Here is a 17,667-nt window from a genome sequence, read left to right on the forward strand (position 1 = left end):
GGTCCGGGGCAGGTCGATGCCGAGCTGACCGTAGACGTAGGACGTGAGGCCGGAGCAGTCGAAGCCGGACGGGCTGGCCCCGCCGACGACGTAGGGCGTCCCGATGTAGCGCATCGCGATCGAGACGGCCTGCTGGCCGAGCGACGAGTTGGACGAGGTCGCCTCGGCCTCCGCCGGCGCCTCGGTGCGCTCCGCGGAGCGGGAGGCGGTGTCGGTGGAGCGCTCGGTGCTCTCCTCCTCGACGACGGGCTCCGGCTCCGGCTCCGGCTCGGGGGCCGGGGTGATCTCCGACTTGGAGATCGCCTTCTTGCTGATGGTCTCGACGTCGACCTTGGCCTTGGCCTCGACCGTGACGACCGGAGCCGCCTCGAGCGCCTCGCGGGCCTGGTCGCTCAGGGCGCCCAGGTCGACGGTGCTGAGCTTCTTCGCCGAGTCGGTGTCGACCGGGGCCGCCTGCGCGGCACTGGCGCTGGCGAAGGTCGAGACGAGCAGGCCGCCGGCGGCTGCGGCGACGACGGCCCGACGACCGGTCACCGACGAGCCGACGCTCTGGACCAGCCCGCCGAGCGGACGGCGCGCGGCACGGTGCCGGGCGCGCGTGGTACGTGCGTTCACGTGTTCCCTCTCCTGTCGCCTACGAGGTCAGCTGTCGGGTTCGGGTGGGAGAAACACCCGGCCTCACGGACCAGGTCCGTGCGACTTCACCCCAAGGACGCCGTGGAACAGCGCCCGAAATTGGGTCCCCCGCCCCTGCGTGCGGTCAAGGTCCCCGACCGGCTGCAGGGCTCGGCGTTCCGGTCGAGACCCGGCGGATCACCCGCCGAGTGGTTGACACCGTAGCGGACGCGCGAGTCGATGTCACGTTTCGGTCACAGCGCCTGCGGACACCGTGCCGTAGGTCACATCCGCCCAGGTCGAACCGGTTGCCCGCGCACGACGGAGCCCCGCCGCGCACAGGGCGCGACGGGGCTCCGGGAGCGTGTCGGACGGACTCAGCCGACGCGGATGAAGGTGGGGTTCGACTGCCAGATGGCGCGGTACTTGACGACGTCGCCCGGCTTCGGGGCGTCGATCTGCATGCCGTCGCCGGCGTAGATCGCGACGTGCCCCGGGGTCCAGACCAGGTCGCCCGGCTTCGCCTCGGAGGCGGAGACGACCGTGCCGGCGTAGCGCTGGGCGGACGAGGTGCGCGGCAGGCTGATGCCGACCTGCGCGTAGACGTACTGCGTGAGGCCCGAGCAGTCGAAGCCGGACGGGCTGCTGCCGCCGGAGACGTACGGCACGCCCACGTAGCGCATCGCGATGGAGACGATCGCGGAGCCGTTCGCGGACGCCGGCGCCTCGACGGCCTCGCGCTCGTCGGAGCGCGACGCCGTCTCCGAGGACCGGGACGCGTCGTCGGTGGACGACGTGTCGGCGACCTGCTCGACGACGGGCTCCGGCTCGGGCTCGGGCGCCGGGGTGATCTCGGCCGCGGCCGCGATCTTGGCGGTGACCTTCTCGACGTCGACCTTGGCCTTGGCGTCGACGGTGACGACCGGCGCGGCCTCGAGGGCCTCGCGGGCCTGGTCGGTCAGGGCGCCGAGGTCGACGGTGCTGAGCTTCTTGGCGGCGTCGGTGTCGACCGGGGCGGCCTGCGCGGCACCCGCGCTGGCGAAGGTCGAGACCAGGAGGCCACCGGCGGCGGCGGCCACGGCCACACGGCGGCCTGCGGCGCCGGACGGGGCGAGGGCGATCGGACGACGGGCGGCGCGGTGCCGGCCGTGGTTCGTGCGTGCGCTCACGTGTCTACCTCTCCTGTCGCCTGCGAGGTCAGCTGTCGGGTTCGGGTGGGAGAAACACCCGGCCGTCCGTTCCCGTGACCGGGCCCGTCCGGCTTCACCCCGAGGACGTCGTCTCCGACGCCCGAAGTGGGTCCCCCGCTCCTGCCGTGCGGATGTCCGTGGAGCTCGGCCGGTGGCAGGGTTCGGCGGTCCGGTCGAGCGCCCGCAGGATGAACTCCGGCGAGCGCCCCGACCGTACCGGACAACCCCGGGCGATGTCACGCTGCGGTCACGATGTGGCGTGCCGGCCCGCCGCAGGAGCCGGCCCGCAGGTCAGCGGCTCGCGACGAACAGGTGCTTCGCCAGCTCCTCGGGCAGGTCGAGCACGATGCCGGACCCCTCGACCTCCACCGCGACGTCCTCGCCGGCGGTGCGCGCGACGATCTGCGCGCCCGGCACGAGGCCGGACTCGGCGAGACGCGCCAGCAGCTCGATGTCCACCTGGAGCGGCTCGGCGATCCGCTGGAGGACCAGCTCCACGCCGTCGCCGTCCGTCAGGCCCGTCGCCCTGCGCGCCTCGAGTACGCCCGGCAGGGACTGCACGCCCTCGAGGAACGGCACGTCCTGGTACTGCTCCCCCAGCTCGGACAGCCCCGGGATCGGGTTGCCGTACGGGTCGGCGTGGGGGTGGTCGAGCAGGGTGACGAGCCGCTTCTCGACGAGGTCGCTCATCACGTGCTCCCAGCGGCACGCCTCGGTGTGGACGTGCTCCCAGTCGAGCTTGATGACGTCGGTGAGGAGCCGCTCGGCGAGGCGGTGCTTGCGCATCACACGGGTCGCCTTGGCCTGCCCGGCCTCGGTGAGCTCCAGGTGCCGGTCGCCCGTCACGACGACGAGACCGTCGCGCTCCATGCGTGCCACCGTCTGCGACACCGTCGGCCCGGAGTGCCCCAGTCGCTCCGCGATGCGGGCGCGGAGCGGCGGGATGCCCTCCTCACCAAGCTCGTAGATCGTCTTGAGGTACATCTCGGTGGTGTCGATCAGGTCGGTCACGTCCACTCCCGTCTTTCGGCGCGGCCTAGTCTATTCGCACGCGTGGGCGCAGGGCGGGTCGCGCGGCGCCGTCGTGCGCGCTCCCGGCGAGACATCCTGCCCTGCCCCACCCACGACCGCTCCCCCTCGCCCGGAACCGGAGACACCATGCCCGCTGCGTCGAGCCACCCGAGCCGTTCGATCCACCCGAGCGTGGTCATCCCCGCGTCGCTGCTCCCGTCCGACGGCAGGTTCGGGTCCGGCCCGTCCAAGGTGCGCCCCGCCCAGGTGGCCGCGCTGGCCGCGGCGGGCGACCCGGCGGCCCCGGTGCTGGGGACGTCGCACCGGCAGCCGGCGGTGAAGGACCTCGTGCGGCGCGTCCGCGCGGGCCTCGGCGAGCTCTTCGCCCTGCCCGACGGGTACGAGGTGGCGCTCGGGAACGGCGGGTCGTCAGCCTTCTGGGAGGTCGCCGCCGCGTGCCTCGTCGAGCGGCGCGCGCAGCACGCCGTGTTCGGGGAGTTCGGCGGGAAGTTCGCCGCGGCGACGACGCGCGCGCCCTTCCTCGCCGACCCGGACGTGGTGTCGGCCGCGCCCGGCACCGTGGCGCACCTCACGCCGGTCGACGGCGTCGACGTGTACGCGACGCCGCACAACGAGACCTCCACGGGGGCGATGGCGCCGGTGCGCCAGGTGCCCGGCGCGCGCGCCGACGGGGCCCTGCTGCTCGTGGACGCGACGTCGGGCGCGGGCGCGCTGCCCGTCGACGTCGCCGACACCGACGTCTACTACTTCGGCCCGCAGAAGGTCTTCGCGGCCGACGGCGGCCTGTGGCTCGCCGTCTGCTCGCCGGCCGCGGTCGAGCGCGCCGAGCGCGTGGAGGCGACCGCCGGGACGGCCACCGGGCGGTGGGTGCCGGAGTTCCTGTCGCTGACGACCGCGCTCGCGAACTCGCGTCTCGACCAGACGCTGAACACGCCGGCGGTCGCGACGCTGGTGCTGCTCGCCGAGCAGGTCGAGTGGCTCCTGGAGCAGGGCGGCCTCGCGTGGTCGAGCGCGCGCACGGCGGAGTCCGCCGGGGCGCTCTACGACTGGGCCGGCGCCCGCGACTGGGCGACGCCGTTCGTCGTCGACCCGGCCGAGCGGTCCACGGTCGTGGCGACGATCGACCTGGACGACGCGATCGAGGCCACCGCCGTCGTGCGCGCCCTGCGGGAGAACGGCGTCGTGGACGTGTTCCCGTACCGCAAGCTCGGCCGCAACCAGCTGCGCGTGGGCGTCTTCCCCGCCGTCGAGCCCGACGACGTCCGGGCCCTCACGGCGTGCGTCGATCACGTGGTGGCGCACCTCGGCTGACGCGCCCGCCGGAGGGCCTCCCGGAAAACCCTCTGCATCGTCCCAGGTCAGCGAGCATTTTTCACCCGCTAGGTCACGGGCTGATAACGTGCCGCCTCGTCATAGACGGGCGATGTAGCCGGGAGGCCCCGCATGCCGGAGATGCACCATTTCACCTACGGGATGATCACCCCGCTGCTCGCGTACGTCGCGTCGTGCCTCGGGGCGGCCACCGGCCTGTCCGCGACGGCGCGCGCCCGCGCCGCGACGGACACGAAGACGCGCGCGGCGTGGCTGCTGGTGGCCTCCGTCGCGATCGGCGGCACGGGCGTCTGGGTCATGCACTTCGTCGCCATGCTCGGCTTCACGGTCACCGACATGCCCATCAACTACGACGTGCCGCAGACCGTCCTCAGCGCCCTCGTGGCCGTGGTCGTCGTCGCGCTCGGCCTGTTCCTCGTCGGCTTCGCGGGCGACCGGCCCCTGTGGCTGGTCTCCGGCGGCATCGTCGCCGGGCTCGGCGTGGCCGCGATGCACTACATGGGCATCGCCGCCATGCGGATGACGGGCCACATGGAGTTCTCGCTGCCCGTGGTGGGTCTCTCCGTGCTCATCGCGATCGTCGCGGCGACGGCAGCCCTCTGGCTCAGCGTGAACGTGCGCGGACGCGCCGCGACCCTCGGTGCGGCCCTCATCATGGGCGTCGCCGTCAGCGGCATGCACTACACCGGCATGGCCGCGCTGACCATCACCGGGACGCCGGGGGTGCCGACGACCGGCACCACCGCCATCGACCTGCTCGGCCCCCTCATCCTCGGGATCGCGGCGCTCACGGTCGCGCTCATCTTCGTCGTCCTGATGTGGCCGAACGAGGAGGAGATGCGCGACCAGCAGGAGTTCGAGGCCCGGATGCAGCGGCGCGCGAACGGGATCACCCCGCCGGCGCGTCGCTCCTCCCGGCGCGAGCCGGCCGCGCACCGGCACTGAGCGACGTCAGGTCGCTGCCCGGGCGCCGTCCGCGCGGGTCAGGCCGTCGTCGGCACCCGCTCGGCGTCGGCGCGGCTCAGCTCGCGCCGCACGCCGTCGCGCGTGGTGACGCCCTCGAGCACCTCGCGGTCGAGGTAGACGACCTCGAGGTGGGGCCGGGACAGGACCCGGTAGCGCACCCGCAGGTGCCAGCGCCGCACCGCCCAGACGGTCGCGCCGGCGGCGACGAGGAACGTGGCGATCGAGCCCACGAGGATCGACCAGCGGGGGCCCCACGCCTCGCCGATCCAGCCGACGATCGGCGACCCGATCGGCGTCGCGCCCTGGAAGATCATGATGTAGAGCGCCATCACGCGGCCGCGCATCACGGGGTCGGTCGAGACCTGCAGCGCGCTGTTGGCCGCCGTCATCATCGTGAGCGAGGCCAGCCCCACGGGGATGCACGCCAGCACGAACGACGAGTAGGTGGGCATGAGCCCGAGCACCGCCGTCGTGACCGCGAAGGCGAACGCCGAGCCGATCACCAGGCGCACCCGCGGGCGGTCGCGGCGGGCGGCGAGCAGGGCCCCCGCGAGGGAGCCGATCGCCAGCACCGAGCCGAGGATCCCGTACTCGCTCGCCCCGCGGCCGAACTCGACGCGCGCCATGAGCGCCGAGGTGAGCTGGAAGTTCAGGCCGAACGTCGAGACGACGAACATCACGACCATGATCACGACGATGTCGGACCGCTGGCGCACGTAGCGGACGCCCTCGCGGATCTGTCCCTTGGCGCGCGGTGCGGCGGCCTGCGGCCGCAGCTCCCGGACCCGCATGAGGGCCAGGGCCGCGATCGTCGCCCCGAAGGTGACGCCGTTGATCACGAACACCCAGCCGGCGCCGACGGCGGCGATGAGCAGCCCGGCGACGCCCGGCCCGATGAGGCGCGCGGCGTTGAACGACGCGCTGTTCAGGCCGACGGCGTTGGGCAGCTTGGAGGCCGGCACCATGTCGGCGACGAAGGTCTGGCGCGCGGGGTTGTCCAGCGCGGACACGACGCCGAGCAGGAGCGCGAAGACGTAGACGTGCCACAGCTCCGCCCGACCGGAAAGCACGAGGGCTCCCAGGGCGAGGGCCAGCACGCCCATCCCGCCCTGCGTGGCCATGAGGAGACGACGGCGCGGCAGCCGGTCGGCGAGCACGCCCGCCCACGGGGACAGCAGGAGGAACGGCACGAACTGGAGGGCCGTGGTGAGGCCGACGGCGATGCCGGAGTCGTCGCTGAGGTCGGTGAGGACGATCCAGTCCTGGGCGATGCGCTGCATCCACGTGCCGACGTTGGCGACGAGGGCGGCTGCGAACCAGATGCGGTAGTTCGTGTACTTGAGGGAGGAGAAGGTGGCGCTCATCGGTCGAGCTCCCCGGCTTGTTCGTCGCTCGCGGGGGCCACGGATCTCCTTCTCCTCGGGGTGTCGTCGACCGTGGCAACAGGTTATCGAATCGTTCTATTCCCCGCCCGGGGAGTGACGCGTCCCACGCCTCCCGCCCGGTCCAGTACGGTATGCGCCGTGCGCACCGAGATGTCCCTCGCGGAGACCCTGAACGAGCTCGGCCTCCTGGGAGGCCGAACCCTGCCCCGCTTCGTCACGTCCGTCGGCGGCGCCGGCGACGAGCTCGAGGTCGTCGCCGACGCCCGGGCGGTGAAGAACCTGCCCGGGCCGCTCAAGCTCGCCACCCGCCTGGTGCCCGCCGTCCGGTCGCGGCTGCGGGTCGAGGGCTTCGACGGCGGGGTCGCCGTGCTCTCGGTCGACGCCAGCGCCGGCGGTCTGCCCGCGCACAAGCTGCTGGGACTCGCCAAGAACCGCATCGAGTCGGTCCTGTCCGCGAAGGGCCTGCCCGCCGGTTCCGTGCAGATCCGCCCCGACGCCCGCATCGCGCTCGACGTGCAGCGGCTGCTCGCCGCCCGCTACCCGGGCACCGTCGTGCAGGGCATGACGTTCGCCGACGGCCGCGTCGCCGTCGACACCGCCGCCTGAGCCCGCCCCCCTCCCGTGGTGGCGGGACGACTACCGGCTACCTGACGGTGGCGGGGAGCACCTCGAGGTCGTCGGCGTGCTCCTTGACGTAGCTTCCCGCCTCGTCCTTCGCGATCGCCTTCATCAGCGGGTCGAACCGCTCGCGGTCGAGGACGACGATCGACTGCCCGTCGTCGCTGCGCCCGGTGCCCGAGTAGGGAGCGGTCATGAAGTCGACGTCGTTGGTGCTCAGCCCGCGCGCACTCATGTAGAGGTTGCGCATCCGGTCGATGGTGAACCCGTCGTCCGCGGCGACCGACTTGCTCACCGTGGTGAAGAACTCGGTCATCATGCCGACGTCGTTCCGGTTGTTGTTGACCTTGGCGAGGATGGCGCGCATCCAGTTCTGCTGCCGCTGCACGCGGCCGAAGTCGCCGTTCGCCAGGCCGTGGCGCTGGCGCGTGTACGTGAGCGCCTCCTCGCCGGACATCATGTGGACGCCCTTCGAGAAGAAGACCTGCTTGCCGTCTCCGATGTCCTCCGGCACGCGGATGCGCACGCCGTCGAGCGCGTCCGTCATCGACGTGAACGACTCGAAGTCGGTCACCACGAAGTGGTCGATCTTCACGCCGGTGAGGTCCTGGACCGTCTGGATCATCAGCGCCGGGCCGCCGTAGGAGAAGGCCGCGTTGATCTTGGCCTCGCCGTGCCCGGGGATGTCGACCCACGAGTCACGCGGGATCGAGACCACCTGGGCGCTCTTCCGGTTCGCCGGGAGGTGCACCAGCATGATCGCGTCGGTGCGCTGCGCGCCGGCCTTCCACTGCGACGGGTCGCCGGCGGAGATCCGGCTGTCCGAGCCCAGCACGAGCAGGTTGACCGCCTCGGTCTCCTCCTCGATCTCGGGGCTGCTGCTCGCCGGGATCTCGGCGAACGGGTCGCCGATCCGCTCGATGTTGTTGTCGAGAGCGCGCTGGAACCACCAGGCGGCGCCGAAGCCCCCGGCGGCCAGCAGCAGCACGAGCACCCCGACGACGGCCAGAGCGCGGCGGCTGCGGCGCGCCTCGGTGCGGGCGTGGCGGTACGGGGTGTTGGCTCGGGTCACAGGGCGGGATCCTACGGCCCGGCCGGGGAGATCCGGTGTTCCGCCCGTGCGGCTTCCCGCCGTACCATTCGCCCGGGCACCGCCGGACGGCTGCGGGCTCCACGAGCGAGGTGAAGGGCACGACCATGCACGGCACCGGGGCGACGCCGTCGTCGGAGCGTTCCCGCGTGCTGCTGGTCACGCACCACTACCCGCCCGAGCACGGCGCCCCGCAGCGGCGGTGGGACACGCTGACGCCGCGCCTCATCGACGCGGGCGTCGGCGTCGCGGTCCTCACCCCGCCGCCGCACTACCCGAGCGGGCGGCTGCAGGACGCGGCCGCCGACCACCGGCCGGGGTCGGTCTCCCTGGGCCGGCACGGCGAGCGCGTGGTCCGCACACGGTTCCGCCCGCACGCCGCCGACCTGCTGTCGCGCACGGTGGACCAGGCCGTGGCCGCCGCGAGCGCCGTCGTGCTGGGACTACGGCACTTCCGGCAGCGGGACGAGCGGCCCGACGTCGTGGTCGGCACCGTGCCCGGCATCCCGTCGATGTTCGCCGCCTGGTTGCTGGCTCGCCTGCTGCGCGCCCGGCTCGTGATCGAGATGCGCGACGCCTGGCCCGACCTCATCGAACCCAGCGGCGTGCTCGACGCGCGGCGCTCCGCCAGCTCCCGCGCCCTCGCGGCCGCGCGCGCCCTGGTGCACCGCGCGGTCACGCGGCTCCAGTCGCGCGCGGACGCCGTCGTCACGACGACCGAGACGTTCGCCCAGGTGCTGCTCGAGCGGGGCGTGCGACGCGTCGCCGTCGTGCGCAACGGCACGTCGTTCCAGCCGCTCACCGCGGACGACGCCGAGGGCCTGCTCGACCTCGACCCGCCGCCGGCGCGTCCGCTGCGCGTCGTGTACGCGGGGACGGTGGGGCGCGCCCAGGACCTGCAGTCGGTGGTGCGCGCCGCGGCACAGGTGGCCCGGCGCGGCCTGCGGCTCGACGTCCGCATCGTCGGCGCGGGCGCCCGTGTGCCGTTCCTCGAAGGTCTGGTGGCCGAGCTCGACGCCCCCGTGACGTTCGTGGGGGCGGTGCCGCACGACGAGATCCGCCGCTACTACGCCTGGGCGGACACCGTGGTGGTGTCGCTGCGCGACTGGAAGCCCCTGGAGTGGACCGTGCCGTCGAAGCTGTACGAGGTGATGGCGTCGGGGGCGTACGCCACCGCGTGCGTGGCCGGCGAGGCCGCCGCGCTGGTGCGGCGCTCCGGCGCCGGGTCCGTGGTAGCGCCCGGCGACGTCGACGCGCTCACCGAGCTGTGGTCGGGCTGGGCGACCTCCGGCGACGTGCCCGTCGCCGACCCGCGCGCCGCGGAGTGGGTGGCGCAGAACGCGGACGACGACACGCTCGCCGCGCGGTACCTCGACCTGCTGCACGAGCTCACCGGCCCGGCGACCCGGCCCCGCGACGAGACGCCCCGATGACGCGCGTGCGCGAGCTGGCCCGCAACGCGCGCTTCGCCGCGTCCTTCGTGGGCGGCGCGCTCCGCACCGACCCGGCGTGGCTGGTGCTCCAGGCGGCCCGGCGCACCCCGGCCCGGGTGAGCGCCGTCGTCGTGCCGTGGGTGGAGCGGGCGCTGGGCGACGGGACCTCCGGGGAGGCCGGTCGGCTGCGTGCCGCGTGGCAGGACGGCGACGTCGCGGCGCTGAGCGCGGCCGCCCCCACGACGCGCGCCGGGCGCCGGGTCCGGGCGTCGTTGCTGGGTCAGGTGGCCTTGCTGGAGGACGGGCGACGCCCGGAAACGTCTCACGATACGGACGGTTTCCCGGGGCGAGCGGGTGAAAAACGGGCGCGCACCGGACCGGGTGAAATCTCGCCCGGTTCCGACGTCCCGGTCGCGATCCACCACCACCTCACCAACTCGCTGCCGCACACGCAGAGCGGGTACACCCTGCGCACCCACGCCATCCTCACGGCCCAGCGAGCCGCTGGGCACGGGGTCACCGCCACCACCCGCGCGGGCTACCCGCTGATGATCGGGGCGCTCGGCGCCCGCGGCGCAGACGTCGTCGACGGCGTGACCTACCGGCGCCTGGTGCCGCGGTCCCTGCCCGCCGACCACCGGGGCCGCGCCGCGGACGGCGTCGACCTCCTGGCCCGCGCCCTCGACGCCGCGCGCCCCGCCGTCGTGCACGCCACCACGCCGTGGACCACGGGCGACGCCGCCCGCGCCGCCGCCGCGCGGGTCGGAGTGCCCTGGGTCTACGAGGTGCGAGGGCTGCCGGAGGAGACGTGGGCGGCGTCGCACCCGACGCCGGAAGGCCGCGAGCGCGCCGCGGCGTCGGAGCGGTTCGCGCTGCTGCGCGCCCGCGAGACGGATCTCGCACTCTCCGCGGACCACGTCGTCACGCTCAGCGGCACGATGCGGGACGAGCTCGTGGGCCGCGGGGTGCCCGGCGAGCGCATCACGGTGGTGCCGAACGCCGTCGACGGCGCGCTGCTGGGCCCCGCGCCGTCGACCGCCGAGGCGCGCGCCGCGCTGGGCCTGCGCACCGCGCGGTTCGTCGTCGGCACCGTGAGCAGCGTCGTCGGCTACGAGGGCCTGGACACCGTGCTGCGCACGGTCGCCCTGCTGCGCTCGCGCGGCGTCGACGTGTCCGCGCTGATCGTGGGCGACGGCGTCGACCGGCCGCGGCTGCTGCGGCTCGCCGCCGAGCTCGGGCTGGGCGAGCACGCCCACCTGCCCGGCCGGGTGCCGCGGGACGTGGCGCGCACCTACCTCGCCGCCCTCGACGTCGTGCTGGTGCCGCGCCGCCCCGACCGCGTCACGCGCCTCGTCACGCCGCTCAAGCCCGTCGAGGCGATGGCCCTCGGGCGGCCGGTCGTCGCCAGCGACCTGCCCGCGCTCGCCGAGGTGCTCTCGCCGCTCGAGCCCTCGCGGCCGAGCGGCGGCGCGCCCGCCGGCGTGCTGGTGGACCCCGACGACGTCGAGGCCTGGGCCGACGCCGTCGCGCGCGTGCTCGACGACGACGCCCATCGCGCCGCGCTCGTCGACGCCGGCCGGCACGTCGCCGCCGAGCGGACGTGGGAGCGGCTCGTGGGTCGGTACGCCGACGTGTACGCGCGCCTCACGGCACACTTCTGAGAACGAACCGGCGGAGGGACTGGCAACGATGCGAGGAATCGTCCTGGCGGGCGGCAGCGGCACCCGGCTGCACCCGATCACCCTCGGGGTGAGCAAGCAGCTGGTACCGGTCTTCGACAAGCCGATGATCTACTACCCGCTGTCGACGCTGCTGCTCGCGGGCATCCGCGACGTCCTGGTGATCACGACACCGCACGACGCCGAGCAGTTCCGTCGGCTGCTGGGCGACGGGTCGCAGTTCGGCATCTCGATCTCCTACACGGTGCAGCAGGTGCCGAACGGGCTGGCGCAGGCGTTCGTGCTGGGCGAGGAGTTCATCGGGTCGGACGCCGCGGCGCTGGTGCTCGGCGACAACATCTTCTACGGGCAGGGGCTGGGCGACCAGCTGCAGAAGTACACGTCCGTCGACGGCGGCGCCGTGTTCGCCTACCGGGTCGCGGACCCGACGGCGTACGGCGTGGTCGAGTTCGACGCCGACGGGCGCGCCGTGTCGCTGGAGGAGAAGCCGGCCCAGCCGAAGTCGAGCTACGCCGTGCCCGGCCTCTACTTCTACGACAACGACGTGGTCGAGATCGCCAAGGGCCTGGAGCCGTCGGCGCGCGGCGAGTACGAGATCACCGACGTCAACCGCGCCTACCTCGAGCGCGGGGACCTGCACGTGGAGGTGCTGCCGCGCGGCACCGCCTGGCTCGACACCGGCACGTTCGACTCCCTGCTGGAGGCGTCCGACTTCGTCCGCACGATCGAGCGCCGCCAGGGGCTCAAGGTGGGTGCGCCCGAGGAGGTCGCGTGGCGGCGCGGCTTCCTGTCGGACGACGAGCTCCGCGAGCGGGCCGAGAAGCTGACCAAGTCCGGCTACGGCACGTACCTTCTCGGGCTGCTGGAGCAGTAGCCCTACCGACGACCGGGCAGGCTCAGGCCAGCACCTCGGCCGCGGCGGCGTCCCAGCGCTCCGCCCAGTCGCCGATGGGCGCGACGCCCGCGGCCGCCAGGGCGCCGTGGCCGAGCACGGAGAACGCCGGTCGCGGCGCGGGGCGGACGAACGCGTCGGACGTCGTGGGCTCCAGCGGGGTCGTCAGGCCCGCGGACGCGAGGATGCGGCGGGTGAACCCGAACCACGACGTCCGGCCCGACGCCGTGCCGTGGTACGTCCCCGCCGGGGCGCCCCCCTCGACGAGCCGGACGATCAGGTCGGCCAGGTCGCGGGTCCAGGTGGGCTGGCCGATCTGGTCGTCCACGACCGCGAGGCGGTCCTTCTCGGCGCCGAGTCGCGCCATCGTCCTCGGGAAGCAGCCACCGTGCGCCCCGTACAGCCAGGCCGTGCGCACGATCAGGTGGTCCGGCGCCTCCGCGCGCACGGCCCACTCCCCCGCGGCCTTGGTGCGCCCGTACGCCGACACCGGCGCGAGCGGCGCGTCCTCGGCGTAGGGCGCGGTCGCGGCACCGTCGAACACGTAGTCGGTGGACACCTGCACGAGGCGAGCGCCCTCCCGGTGCGCGGCCCGCGCCAGGTGCGCCGCACCGGTCGCGTTGACGCGGAACGCGTCGTCCTCGTGGGCCTCGGCGTCGTCGACCGCCGTCCACGCCGCGCCGTTGACCACGACGTCGGACCCGCGCACCGCCGCGCCGACGGCGTCGGCGTCCGTGACGTCGAGGTCCGACCGGCCCAGTCCGACGACGTCCGCGCCACCGTCCCGGAGGCGAGCCAGCAGGTCGGTGCCCAGCATGCCCGCGGCGCCGACGACCAGCCAGCGCCGGGACGCGGGGGTGGTGGGCGGCACCGTCGTGGTCTCGGTCACCGTAGGATCCTACGGGCCCCACCGTCGTCGACACCTGGCCGAAACCTCGCGAAGGAGCGCCCGTGCAGATCCGTGAGCTGACCGTCCCCGGTGCCTACGAGATCACGCCGCAGCAGCACGGCGACTCTCGCGGCGTCTTCCTCGAGTGGTTCAAGGCCGGGCCGTTCGCGGACGCCGTCGGCCACCCGCTCGACCTGCGGCAGGCCAACGCCTCGGTGTCGGCCGCCGGCGTGCTGCGCGGCATCCACTTCGCCGACGTCCCGCCCGGCCAGGCGAAGTACGTCACCTGCGCGAAGGGCGCCGTCCTCGACGTCGTCGTCGACGTCCGCGTCGGCTCGCCCACCTTCGGGCGGTGGGACTCCGTCCTGCTCGACGACGTCGACCGCCGCGCCGTCTACCTGGGCGAGGGTCTCGGGCACGCGTTCATGTCCCTGGAGGACGACTCGACCGTGCTCTACCTGTGCTCCGCCGGCTACGACCCCGGCCACGAGCACGGCATCCACCCCCTGGACCCCGACGTCGGCATCGAGTGGCCCACGACGGCGCGCGACGGGTCGCCCCTCGTGGCTCAGCTGTCCGACAAGGACACCGCCGCCCCCGGCCTCGCCGAGGCGAGGGCCCAGGGACTGCTACCCACCCACGACGCCGTCGAGGACTACCTCGCGTCGCTCCGCGGCTGACGCCGCGCGCCCCTACTGGCCGCTGCGGGCGTACTTCGCCTCCACGGCCGCCTTGGCCGGGCGCCACCAGTCCTCGTTCGCCCGGTACCAGTCGACCGTCGCGGCCAGGCCGGAGCGGAAGTCGGTGAACTGCGGGGTCCAGCCGAGCTCGGTGCGCAGCTTCGTGGCGTCGATCGCGTAGCGCAGGTCGTGCCCGGGCCGGTCGGCGACGTGGTCGAAGTCGTCCGCGTCGCGCCCGAACAGCTCGTTGAGGGTGCGGACCACCTCGAGGTTGTTGGTCTCGCCGTCGGCGCCGATCAGGTACGTCTCCCCGACGCGGCCGCGGTCGACGATCGCCCACACGGCGGCGTTGTGGTCGTGGACGTGGATCCAGTCGCGCACGTTCAGCCCCGCCCCGTACAGGCGGGGCCGGATCCCGTCGATGAGGTTGGTGACCTGCCGCGGGATGAACTTCTCCACGTGCTGGTACGGGCCGTAGTTGTTCGAGCAGTTCGAGATCGTCGCCTCGATGCCGAACGAGCGTACCCACGCGCGCACCAGCAGGTCGGAGCCGGCCTTCGTCGACGAGTACGGGCTCGAGGGGTTGTACGGCGTCGCCGGGGTGAACCTCTCGTCGCCCTCCAGCGGCAGGTCGCCGTACACCTCGTCCGTCGAGATGTGGTGGTACCGCACCCCGTGGCGGCGCACCGCCTCCAGCAGGGTGAACGTGCCCACCAGGTTGGTCTGCACGAACGGCGACGGGTCCGTCAGCGAGTTGTCGTTGTGCGACTCCGCGGCGAAGTGCACGACGACGTCCGCGTCCGCGACCAGGCCGTCCACCAGCTCCGCGTCGGTGATCGACCCCTGCACGAAGCGCACCCGGTCCGCGACCGGGTCCAACGACGACCGGTCCCCGGCGTACGTCAACGCGTCCAGCACCGTCACCACGGCGCCCGGGCGCTCCGTCACCGTCTGCTGGACGAAGTTCGCCCCGATGAACCCGGCGCCGCCGGTGACCAGAACGCGCATGACACCTGAACCCATCCGTGGAGGGACGACCGGCTCAGCGCCGGCCGAGAGCACGATATTGCCAGCCCGCGTCGGTCCAGGCCGCGCGGCTGAGCGCGTTGCGGCCGTCGAGGACGGTGCGCTGCGCGACGAGCGTCCCCACCCTCTCGGGGTCGAGGTCGCGGTACTGCTTCCACTCCGTGAGCAGCAGGACGGCGTCCGCGCCGGCGAGCGCAGCCTCCAGGTCGCGCTCGTAGTGGAGGTGCGGCTGCTTGGCGCGGGCGTTGTCGATGGCCTGCGGGTCGTGGACCGTGACGACCGCGCCCAGCTCGGACAGGCGGGCCGCGACGTCGAGGGCGGGCGAGTCGCGGACGTCGTCGCTGTCGGGCTTGAAGGCGGCGCCGAGCACCGTGACCTCCGCGCCGTCGACCATCCCGCCAAGCACCTCGGACGCCAGGTCGACCATGCGGGTGCGGCGCCGCGCGTTGATGGCGTCCACCTCGCCCAGGAAGGCGACGGCGTCGCCCGCCCCGAGCTCGCCGGCGCGGGCACGGAAGGCGCGGATGTCCTTGGGGAGACACCCTCCCCCGAAGCCCAGGCCGGCGTTGAGGAAGCGGCGTCCGATGCGCGCGTCATGGCCGATCGCGTCCGCGAGGCGCGCGACGTCGCCCCCCGCTACCTCGCACAGCTCCGCCATGGCGTTGATGAAGGAGATCTTGGTGGCGAGGAACGAGTTGGCGGCCACCTTCACCAGCTCGGCCGTCGGGTAGTCCATGACGATGCGGGGCACGCCCTCGGCGAGCGGTGCGGCGAAGACGGCGTCGAGCAGGGCCACGGCGCGCTCCCCCGCCGCGCCGTCGGGCACGCCGTAGACGAGGCGGTCGGGGCGCAGGGTGTCCTGGACGGCGAAGCCCTCGCGCAGGAACTCCGGGTTCCAGGCGAGCACCGCCCCGGGCTGCGCCGCCGCGACGACGCCCGCCAGTCGTTGCGCGGTGCCCACCGGGACGGTGGACTTGCCCACCACGATCTCGCCTGCCCCCAGGTGTTCGACCAGCTCACCCACTGCGGCGTCGACGAAGGCGAGGTCCGCCGCAGGGCCGTCCTTCCGCTGCGGCGTCCCGACGCACACGAAGTGCACCTGCGACCCGGCGGCCGCAGCCATGTCGGTCGAGACGGTCAGTCGGCCCGTTCCCATGACCTGCGACAACAGGTCGTCCAGCCCCGGCTCGAAGAACGGGGCCTTGCCCGCGGCCAGCGCGTCCACCCGTTCGGCGTCGACGTCGACCCCCACGACGTCGTGCCCGAGGTGGGCCAGGCTCGCCGCGTGCACCGCGCCGAGATAGCCCAGACCGATCACCGAGATCTGCACGTTCGCTGTCCTTCATCGAGGCATCCGTGGGATGACAGGGCGTCCAGGGATGCCCGCGCTCACTCTAGGATGCGGGGCGATGACGTACGAGGGTGATGTTCGGCAGGGCGCTGACGCGCGCCCGGCTGACCTGTACGCCGACCTGTTCGGCAAGCAGGCCTCCACCCTCGAGGTCGTCTCCACCGGCCGGCTCTCGCAGGTGGGTGCACGGCCCCCGATCCGCACCTACCTCGCGCAGCTGTGGAAGCGGCGGCACTTCCTGTGGGCCGAAGCGCGGGCCAAGGTCACCAGCGGCACGCGCGAGACGCTGCTCGGGCAGGCGTGGCTGGTCATCAACCCCATGCTCAACGGACTGGCGTACTACCTGATCTTCGGGCTCGTCCTGAAGTCGAGCCGTGGCATCGACAACTTTCTCGGCTATCTGGTCATCGGCGTCTTCCTCTTCCAGTTCACGACCCAGTGCGTGACCGGGGGCGCGAAGTCGATCGCCAGCGGACGCAACCTCATCCGGGCGTTCAGCTTCCCCCGTGCCTCGCTGCCCATCTCCGTGGTGCTCCGCGGCATCCTCAACCTGGCACCCACCCTCGGCGCCATGTTCGTGCTGATCCTGGTGCTGCCCGACCAGGAGAACTGGACCGCCGCCGCCGCGCTGTTCCCCGCCGTGCTGGTGCTGCAGGTCCTGTTCACCACCGGGCTGGCCCTGCTGCTCGCGAGGGCTGCTGCCGCGCTGCCCGACCTCAACCAGCTCATCAGCGTGCTCATGCGATTCTGGCTGTACGGGTCGGCGGTGTTCTTCTCGATCGACCGGTTCAAGGACTACCCGTGGATCGTCGGGATCATGGAGGCCAACCCGATGTACATGGTCCTCGACGCCGCTCGCGACACCCTCCTCTACGGGGCCGTGCCGAGCCTGCCGACCTGGCTCGGACTGGGCGGCTGGGCGATCGGGACGCTCGTCGTCGGCTTCGTCGTCTTCTGGCGCGCGGAGGAGTCCTATGGCCGTGTCTGACCTCGCCGTCGCGGACCCCTTCGCGCAGGCGACCGTGGCCGTGCAGGACGTGAGCGTCCGGTACCGCGTGCCGTCGACCGACGCCGCCGAGCGCAAGCGGCGCGTCAACCCGGTGGTCCGCGCCGCCCGCACCGTGCTCGGCAACGACCCCAAGGTGCTGGTGCGCGCCCTGTCGGGCATCTCGTTCGTGGCGAAGTCGGGCGAGCAGATCGGCCTCGTGGGCCAGAACGGCTCCGGCAAGAGCACGCTGCTGCGCATCATCGCCGGGCTGGAGAACCCCGCCAAGGGGCGCGTGCTGGCCGAGAGCACACCCGTGCTCATCGGCGTCAACGCAGCACTGGTGCCGGACCTGTCGGGCGAGGAGAACATCCGGCTGGGCTGCCTCGCCATGGGCCTGACGCCGACGCAGGCGGAGGCGGCCGTCCCCGAGGTCAAGGAGCTCGCCGGCCTGGGCAAGTCGATCTACCTGCCGATGAAGACGTACTCCTCCGGCATGGGCGC

Annotated in this window: 17 protein-coding genes and 2 riboswitches; of the genes, 9 read left to right on the forward strand and 8 right to left on the reverse strand. The window is 73.3% G+C overall.

Annotated features, from left to right (window positions below; translation table 11 throughout):
- From ACFWEK_RS07750 to ACFWEK_RS07760, 3 genes are all read right to left on the reverse strand, one after another.
- On the reverse strand, positions 1–615 hold a 615-nt coding region (locus ACFWEK_RS07750; protein WP_430553671.1), incomplete at its 3' end, for a C40 family peptidase.
- Positions 616–802: riboswitch (cyclic di-AMP (ydaO/yuaA leader) on the reverse strand.
- A 190-nt stretch (positions 803–992) separates the two neighbouring features.
- Complete coding sequence (locus ACFWEK_RS07755; protein WP_430547941.1) at positions 993–1,784, reverse strand: C40 family peptidase; 792 nt, start codon at positions 1,782–1,784, stop codon at positions 993–995.
- A 3-nt stretch (positions 1,785–1,787) separates the two neighbouring features.
- A riboswitch (cyclic di-AMP (ydaO/yuaA leader) is annotated at positions 1,788–1,965 on the reverse strand.
- Positions 1,966–2,096: 131 nt separating this feature from the next.
- Positions 2,097–2,816 carry a metal-dependent transcriptional regulator gene (locus ACFWEK_RS07760; RefSeq protein ID WP_430547940.1) on the reverse strand — a complete coding sequence of 240 codons (720 nt, stop codon included), beginning with the start codon at positions 2,814–2,816 and terminating at the stop codon, positions 2,097–2,099.
- Positions 2,817–2,963: 147 nt separating this feature from the next.
- Here ACFWEK_RS07760 and serC point away from each other — a divergent pair, with 147 nt between their 5' ends.
- Positions 2,964–4,148, forward strand: coding sequence for a phosphoserine transaminase (gene serC / locus ACFWEK_RS07765; protein ID WP_430553672.1), 1,185 nt, complete (start codon positions 2,964–2,966; stop codon positions 4,146–4,148).
- Positions 4,149–4,289: 141 nt separating this feature from the next.
- On the forward strand, positions 4,290–5,114 hold the full coding sequence (locus ACFWEK_RS07770; protein WP_430553673.1) for an MHYT domain-containing protein: 825 nt from the start codon (positions 4,290–4,292) through the stop codon (positions 5,112–5,114).
- A 38-nt stretch (positions 5,115–5,152) separates the two neighbouring features.
- On the opposite strand, the gene ACFWEK_RS07775 is transcribed toward ACFWEK_RS07770, so the two are convergent.
- A complete protein-coding gene (locus tag ACFWEK_RS07775; protein ID WP_430547937.1) occupies positions 5,153–6,499 on the reverse strand; it encodes an MFS transporter in 1,347 nt (448 codons plus the stop codon).
- Positions 6,500–6,658: 159 nt separating this feature from the next.
- Between ACFWEK_RS07775 and ACFWEK_RS07780 the strand changes: the two genes are divergently transcribed.
- Positions 6,659–7,126 (forward strand): hypothetical protein, encoded by a 468-nt coding sequence (locus tag ACFWEK_RS07780; RefSeq protein ID WP_430547936.1) that lies wholly within the window; start codon positions 6,659–6,661, stop codon positions 7,124–7,126.
- 37 nt (positions 7,127–7,163) lie between these two features.
- Here the strand turns inward: ACFWEK_RS07780 and ACFWEK_RS07785 are convergent, their stop codons facing one another.
- Positions 7,164–8,210, reverse strand: a complete 1,047-nt coding sequence (locus ACFWEK_RS07785; protein WP_430553674.1) for an LCP family protein — start codon at positions 8,208–8,210, stop codon at positions 7,164–7,166.
- 110 nt (positions 8,211–8,320) lie between these two features.
- Here ACFWEK_RS07785 and ACFWEK_RS07790 point away from each other — a divergent pair, with 110 nt between their 5' ends.
- The 3 genes from ACFWEK_RS07790 to rfbA are packed head-to-tail and all read left to right on the forward strand — an operon-like array spanning position 8,321 to position 12,214.
- Positions 8,321–9,661 carry a glycosyltransferase family 4 protein gene (locus ACFWEK_RS07790; protein ID WP_430553675.1) on the forward strand — a complete coding sequence of 447 codons (1,341 nt, stop codon included), beginning with the start codon at positions 8,321–8,323 and terminating at the stop codon, positions 9,659–9,661.
- The gene (locus ACFWEK_RS07795) at positions 9,658–11,322 is read left to right on the forward strand and encodes a glycosyltransferase family 4 protein (RefSeq protein ID WP_430553676.1); all 1,665 of its coding nucleotides are present in this window, start codon (positions 9,658–9,660) and stop codon (positions 11,320–11,322) included. The genes ACFWEK_RS07790 and ACFWEK_RS07795 overlap by 4 nt, the downstream gene beginning before the upstream one ends.
- 28 nt (positions 11,323–11,350) lie before the next feature.
- Positions 11,351–12,214: a glucose-1-phosphate thymidylyltransferase RfbA gene (rfbA, locus tag ACFWEK_RS07800; RefSeq protein ID WP_430547932.1), complete on the forward strand. Its 864-nt coding sequence runs from the start codon at positions 11,351–11,353 to the stop codon at positions 12,212–12,214.
- Positions 12,215–12,236: 22 nt separating this feature from the next.
- Here the strand turns inward: rfbA and rfbD are convergent, their stop codons facing one another.
- The gene (gene rfbD, locus ACFWEK_RS07805; RefSeq protein ID WP_430553677.1) at positions 12,237–13,121 is read right to left on the reverse strand and encodes a dTDP-4-dehydrorhamnose reductase; all 885 of its coding nucleotides are present in this window, start codon (positions 13,119–13,121) and stop codon (positions 12,237–12,239) included.
- 62 nt (positions 13,122–13,183) lie between these two features.
- On the opposite strand from rfbD, the gene ACFWEK_RS07810 reads away from it, so the two are divergent.
- Positions 13,184–13,801 (forward strand): dTDP-4-dehydrorhamnose 3,5-epimerase family protein, encoded by a 618-nt coding sequence (locus tag ACFWEK_RS07810; RefSeq protein ID WP_430553678.1) that lies wholly within the window; start codon positions 13,184–13,186, stop codon positions 13,799–13,801.
- A gap of 12 nt (positions 13,802–13,813) precedes the next feature.
- Here the strand turns inward: ACFWEK_RS07810 and rfbB are convergent, their stop codons facing one another.
- Both rfbB and ACFWEK_RS07820 read right to left on the reverse strand, forming a co-directional pair.
- Positions 13,814–14,809 carry a dTDP-glucose 4,6-dehydratase gene (gene rfbB, locus ACFWEK_RS07815; RefSeq protein ID WP_430553679.1) on the reverse strand — a complete coding sequence of 332 codons (996 nt, stop codon included), beginning with the start codon at positions 14,807–14,809 and terminating at the stop codon, positions 13,814–13,816.
- A 34-nt stretch (positions 14,810–14,843) separates the two neighbouring features.
- Positions 14,844–16,157 carry a UDP-glucose dehydrogenase family protein gene (locus ACFWEK_RS07820; RefSeq protein ID WP_430547928.1) on the reverse strand — a complete coding sequence of 438 codons (1,314 nt, stop codon included), beginning with the start codon at positions 16,155–16,157 and terminating at the stop codon, positions 14,844–14,846.
- A 79-nt stretch (positions 16,158–16,236) separates the two neighbouring features.
- Here ACFWEK_RS07820 and ACFWEK_RS07825 point away from each other — a divergent pair, with 79 nt between their 5' ends.
- Both ACFWEK_RS07825 and ACFWEK_RS07830 read left to right on the forward strand, forming a co-directional pair.
- Positions 16,237–17,166: an ABC transporter permease gene (locus ACFWEK_RS07825; RefSeq protein WP_430547927.1), complete on the forward strand. Its 930-nt coding sequence runs from the start codon at positions 16,237–16,239 to the stop codon at positions 17,164–17,166.
- A partial coding sequence (locus ACFWEK_RS07830) for an ATP-binding cassette domain-containing protein (RefSeq protein ID WP_430553680.1) occupies positions 17,153–17,667 on the forward strand: 515 nt, incomplete at its 3' end. The genes ACFWEK_RS07825 and ACFWEK_RS07830, both read left to right, overlap by 14 nt.

It is taken from the genome of Isoptericola sp. NPDC060257 (genome assembly GCF_042726645.1).
Classification (GTDB): Bacteria; Actinomycetota; Actinomycetes; order Actinomycetales; family Cellulomonadaceae; genus Isoptericola; species Isoptericola nanjingensis.

What these genes read in the sequence shown, in the direction of transcription:
- serC (WP_430553672.1), top strand. Translation starts at nt 2,964, where the DNA reads ATGCCCGCTGCGTCGAGCCACCCGAGCCGTTCGATCCACCCGAGCGTG.
- ACFWEK_RS07770 (WP_430553673.1), top strand. Translation starts at nt 4,290, where the DNA reads ATGCACCATTTCACCTACGGGATGATCACCCCGCTGCTCGCGTACGTC.
- ACFWEK_RS07775 (WP_430547937.1), bottom strand. Translation starts at nt 6,499, where the DNA reads ATGAGCGCCACCTTCTCCTCCCTCAAGTACACGAACTACCGCATCTGG.
- ACFWEK_RS07795 (WP_430553676.1), top strand. Translation starts at nt 9,658, where the DNA reads ATGACGCGCGTGCGCGAGCTGGCCCGCAACGCGCGCTTCGCCGCGTCC.
- rfbA (WP_430547932.1), top strand. Translation starts at nt 11,351, where the DNA reads ATGCGAGGAATCGTCCTGGCGGGCGGCAGCGGCACCCGGCTGCACCCG.
- rfbB (WP_430553679.1), bottom strand. Translation starts at nt 14,809, where the DNA reads ATGCGCGTTCTGGTCACCGGCGGCGCCGGGTTCATCGGGGCGAACTTC.
- ACFWEK_RS07825 (WP_430547927.1), top strand. Translation starts at nt 16,237, where the DNA reads ATGACGTACGAGGGTGATGTTCGGCAGGGCGCTGACGCGCGCCCGGCT.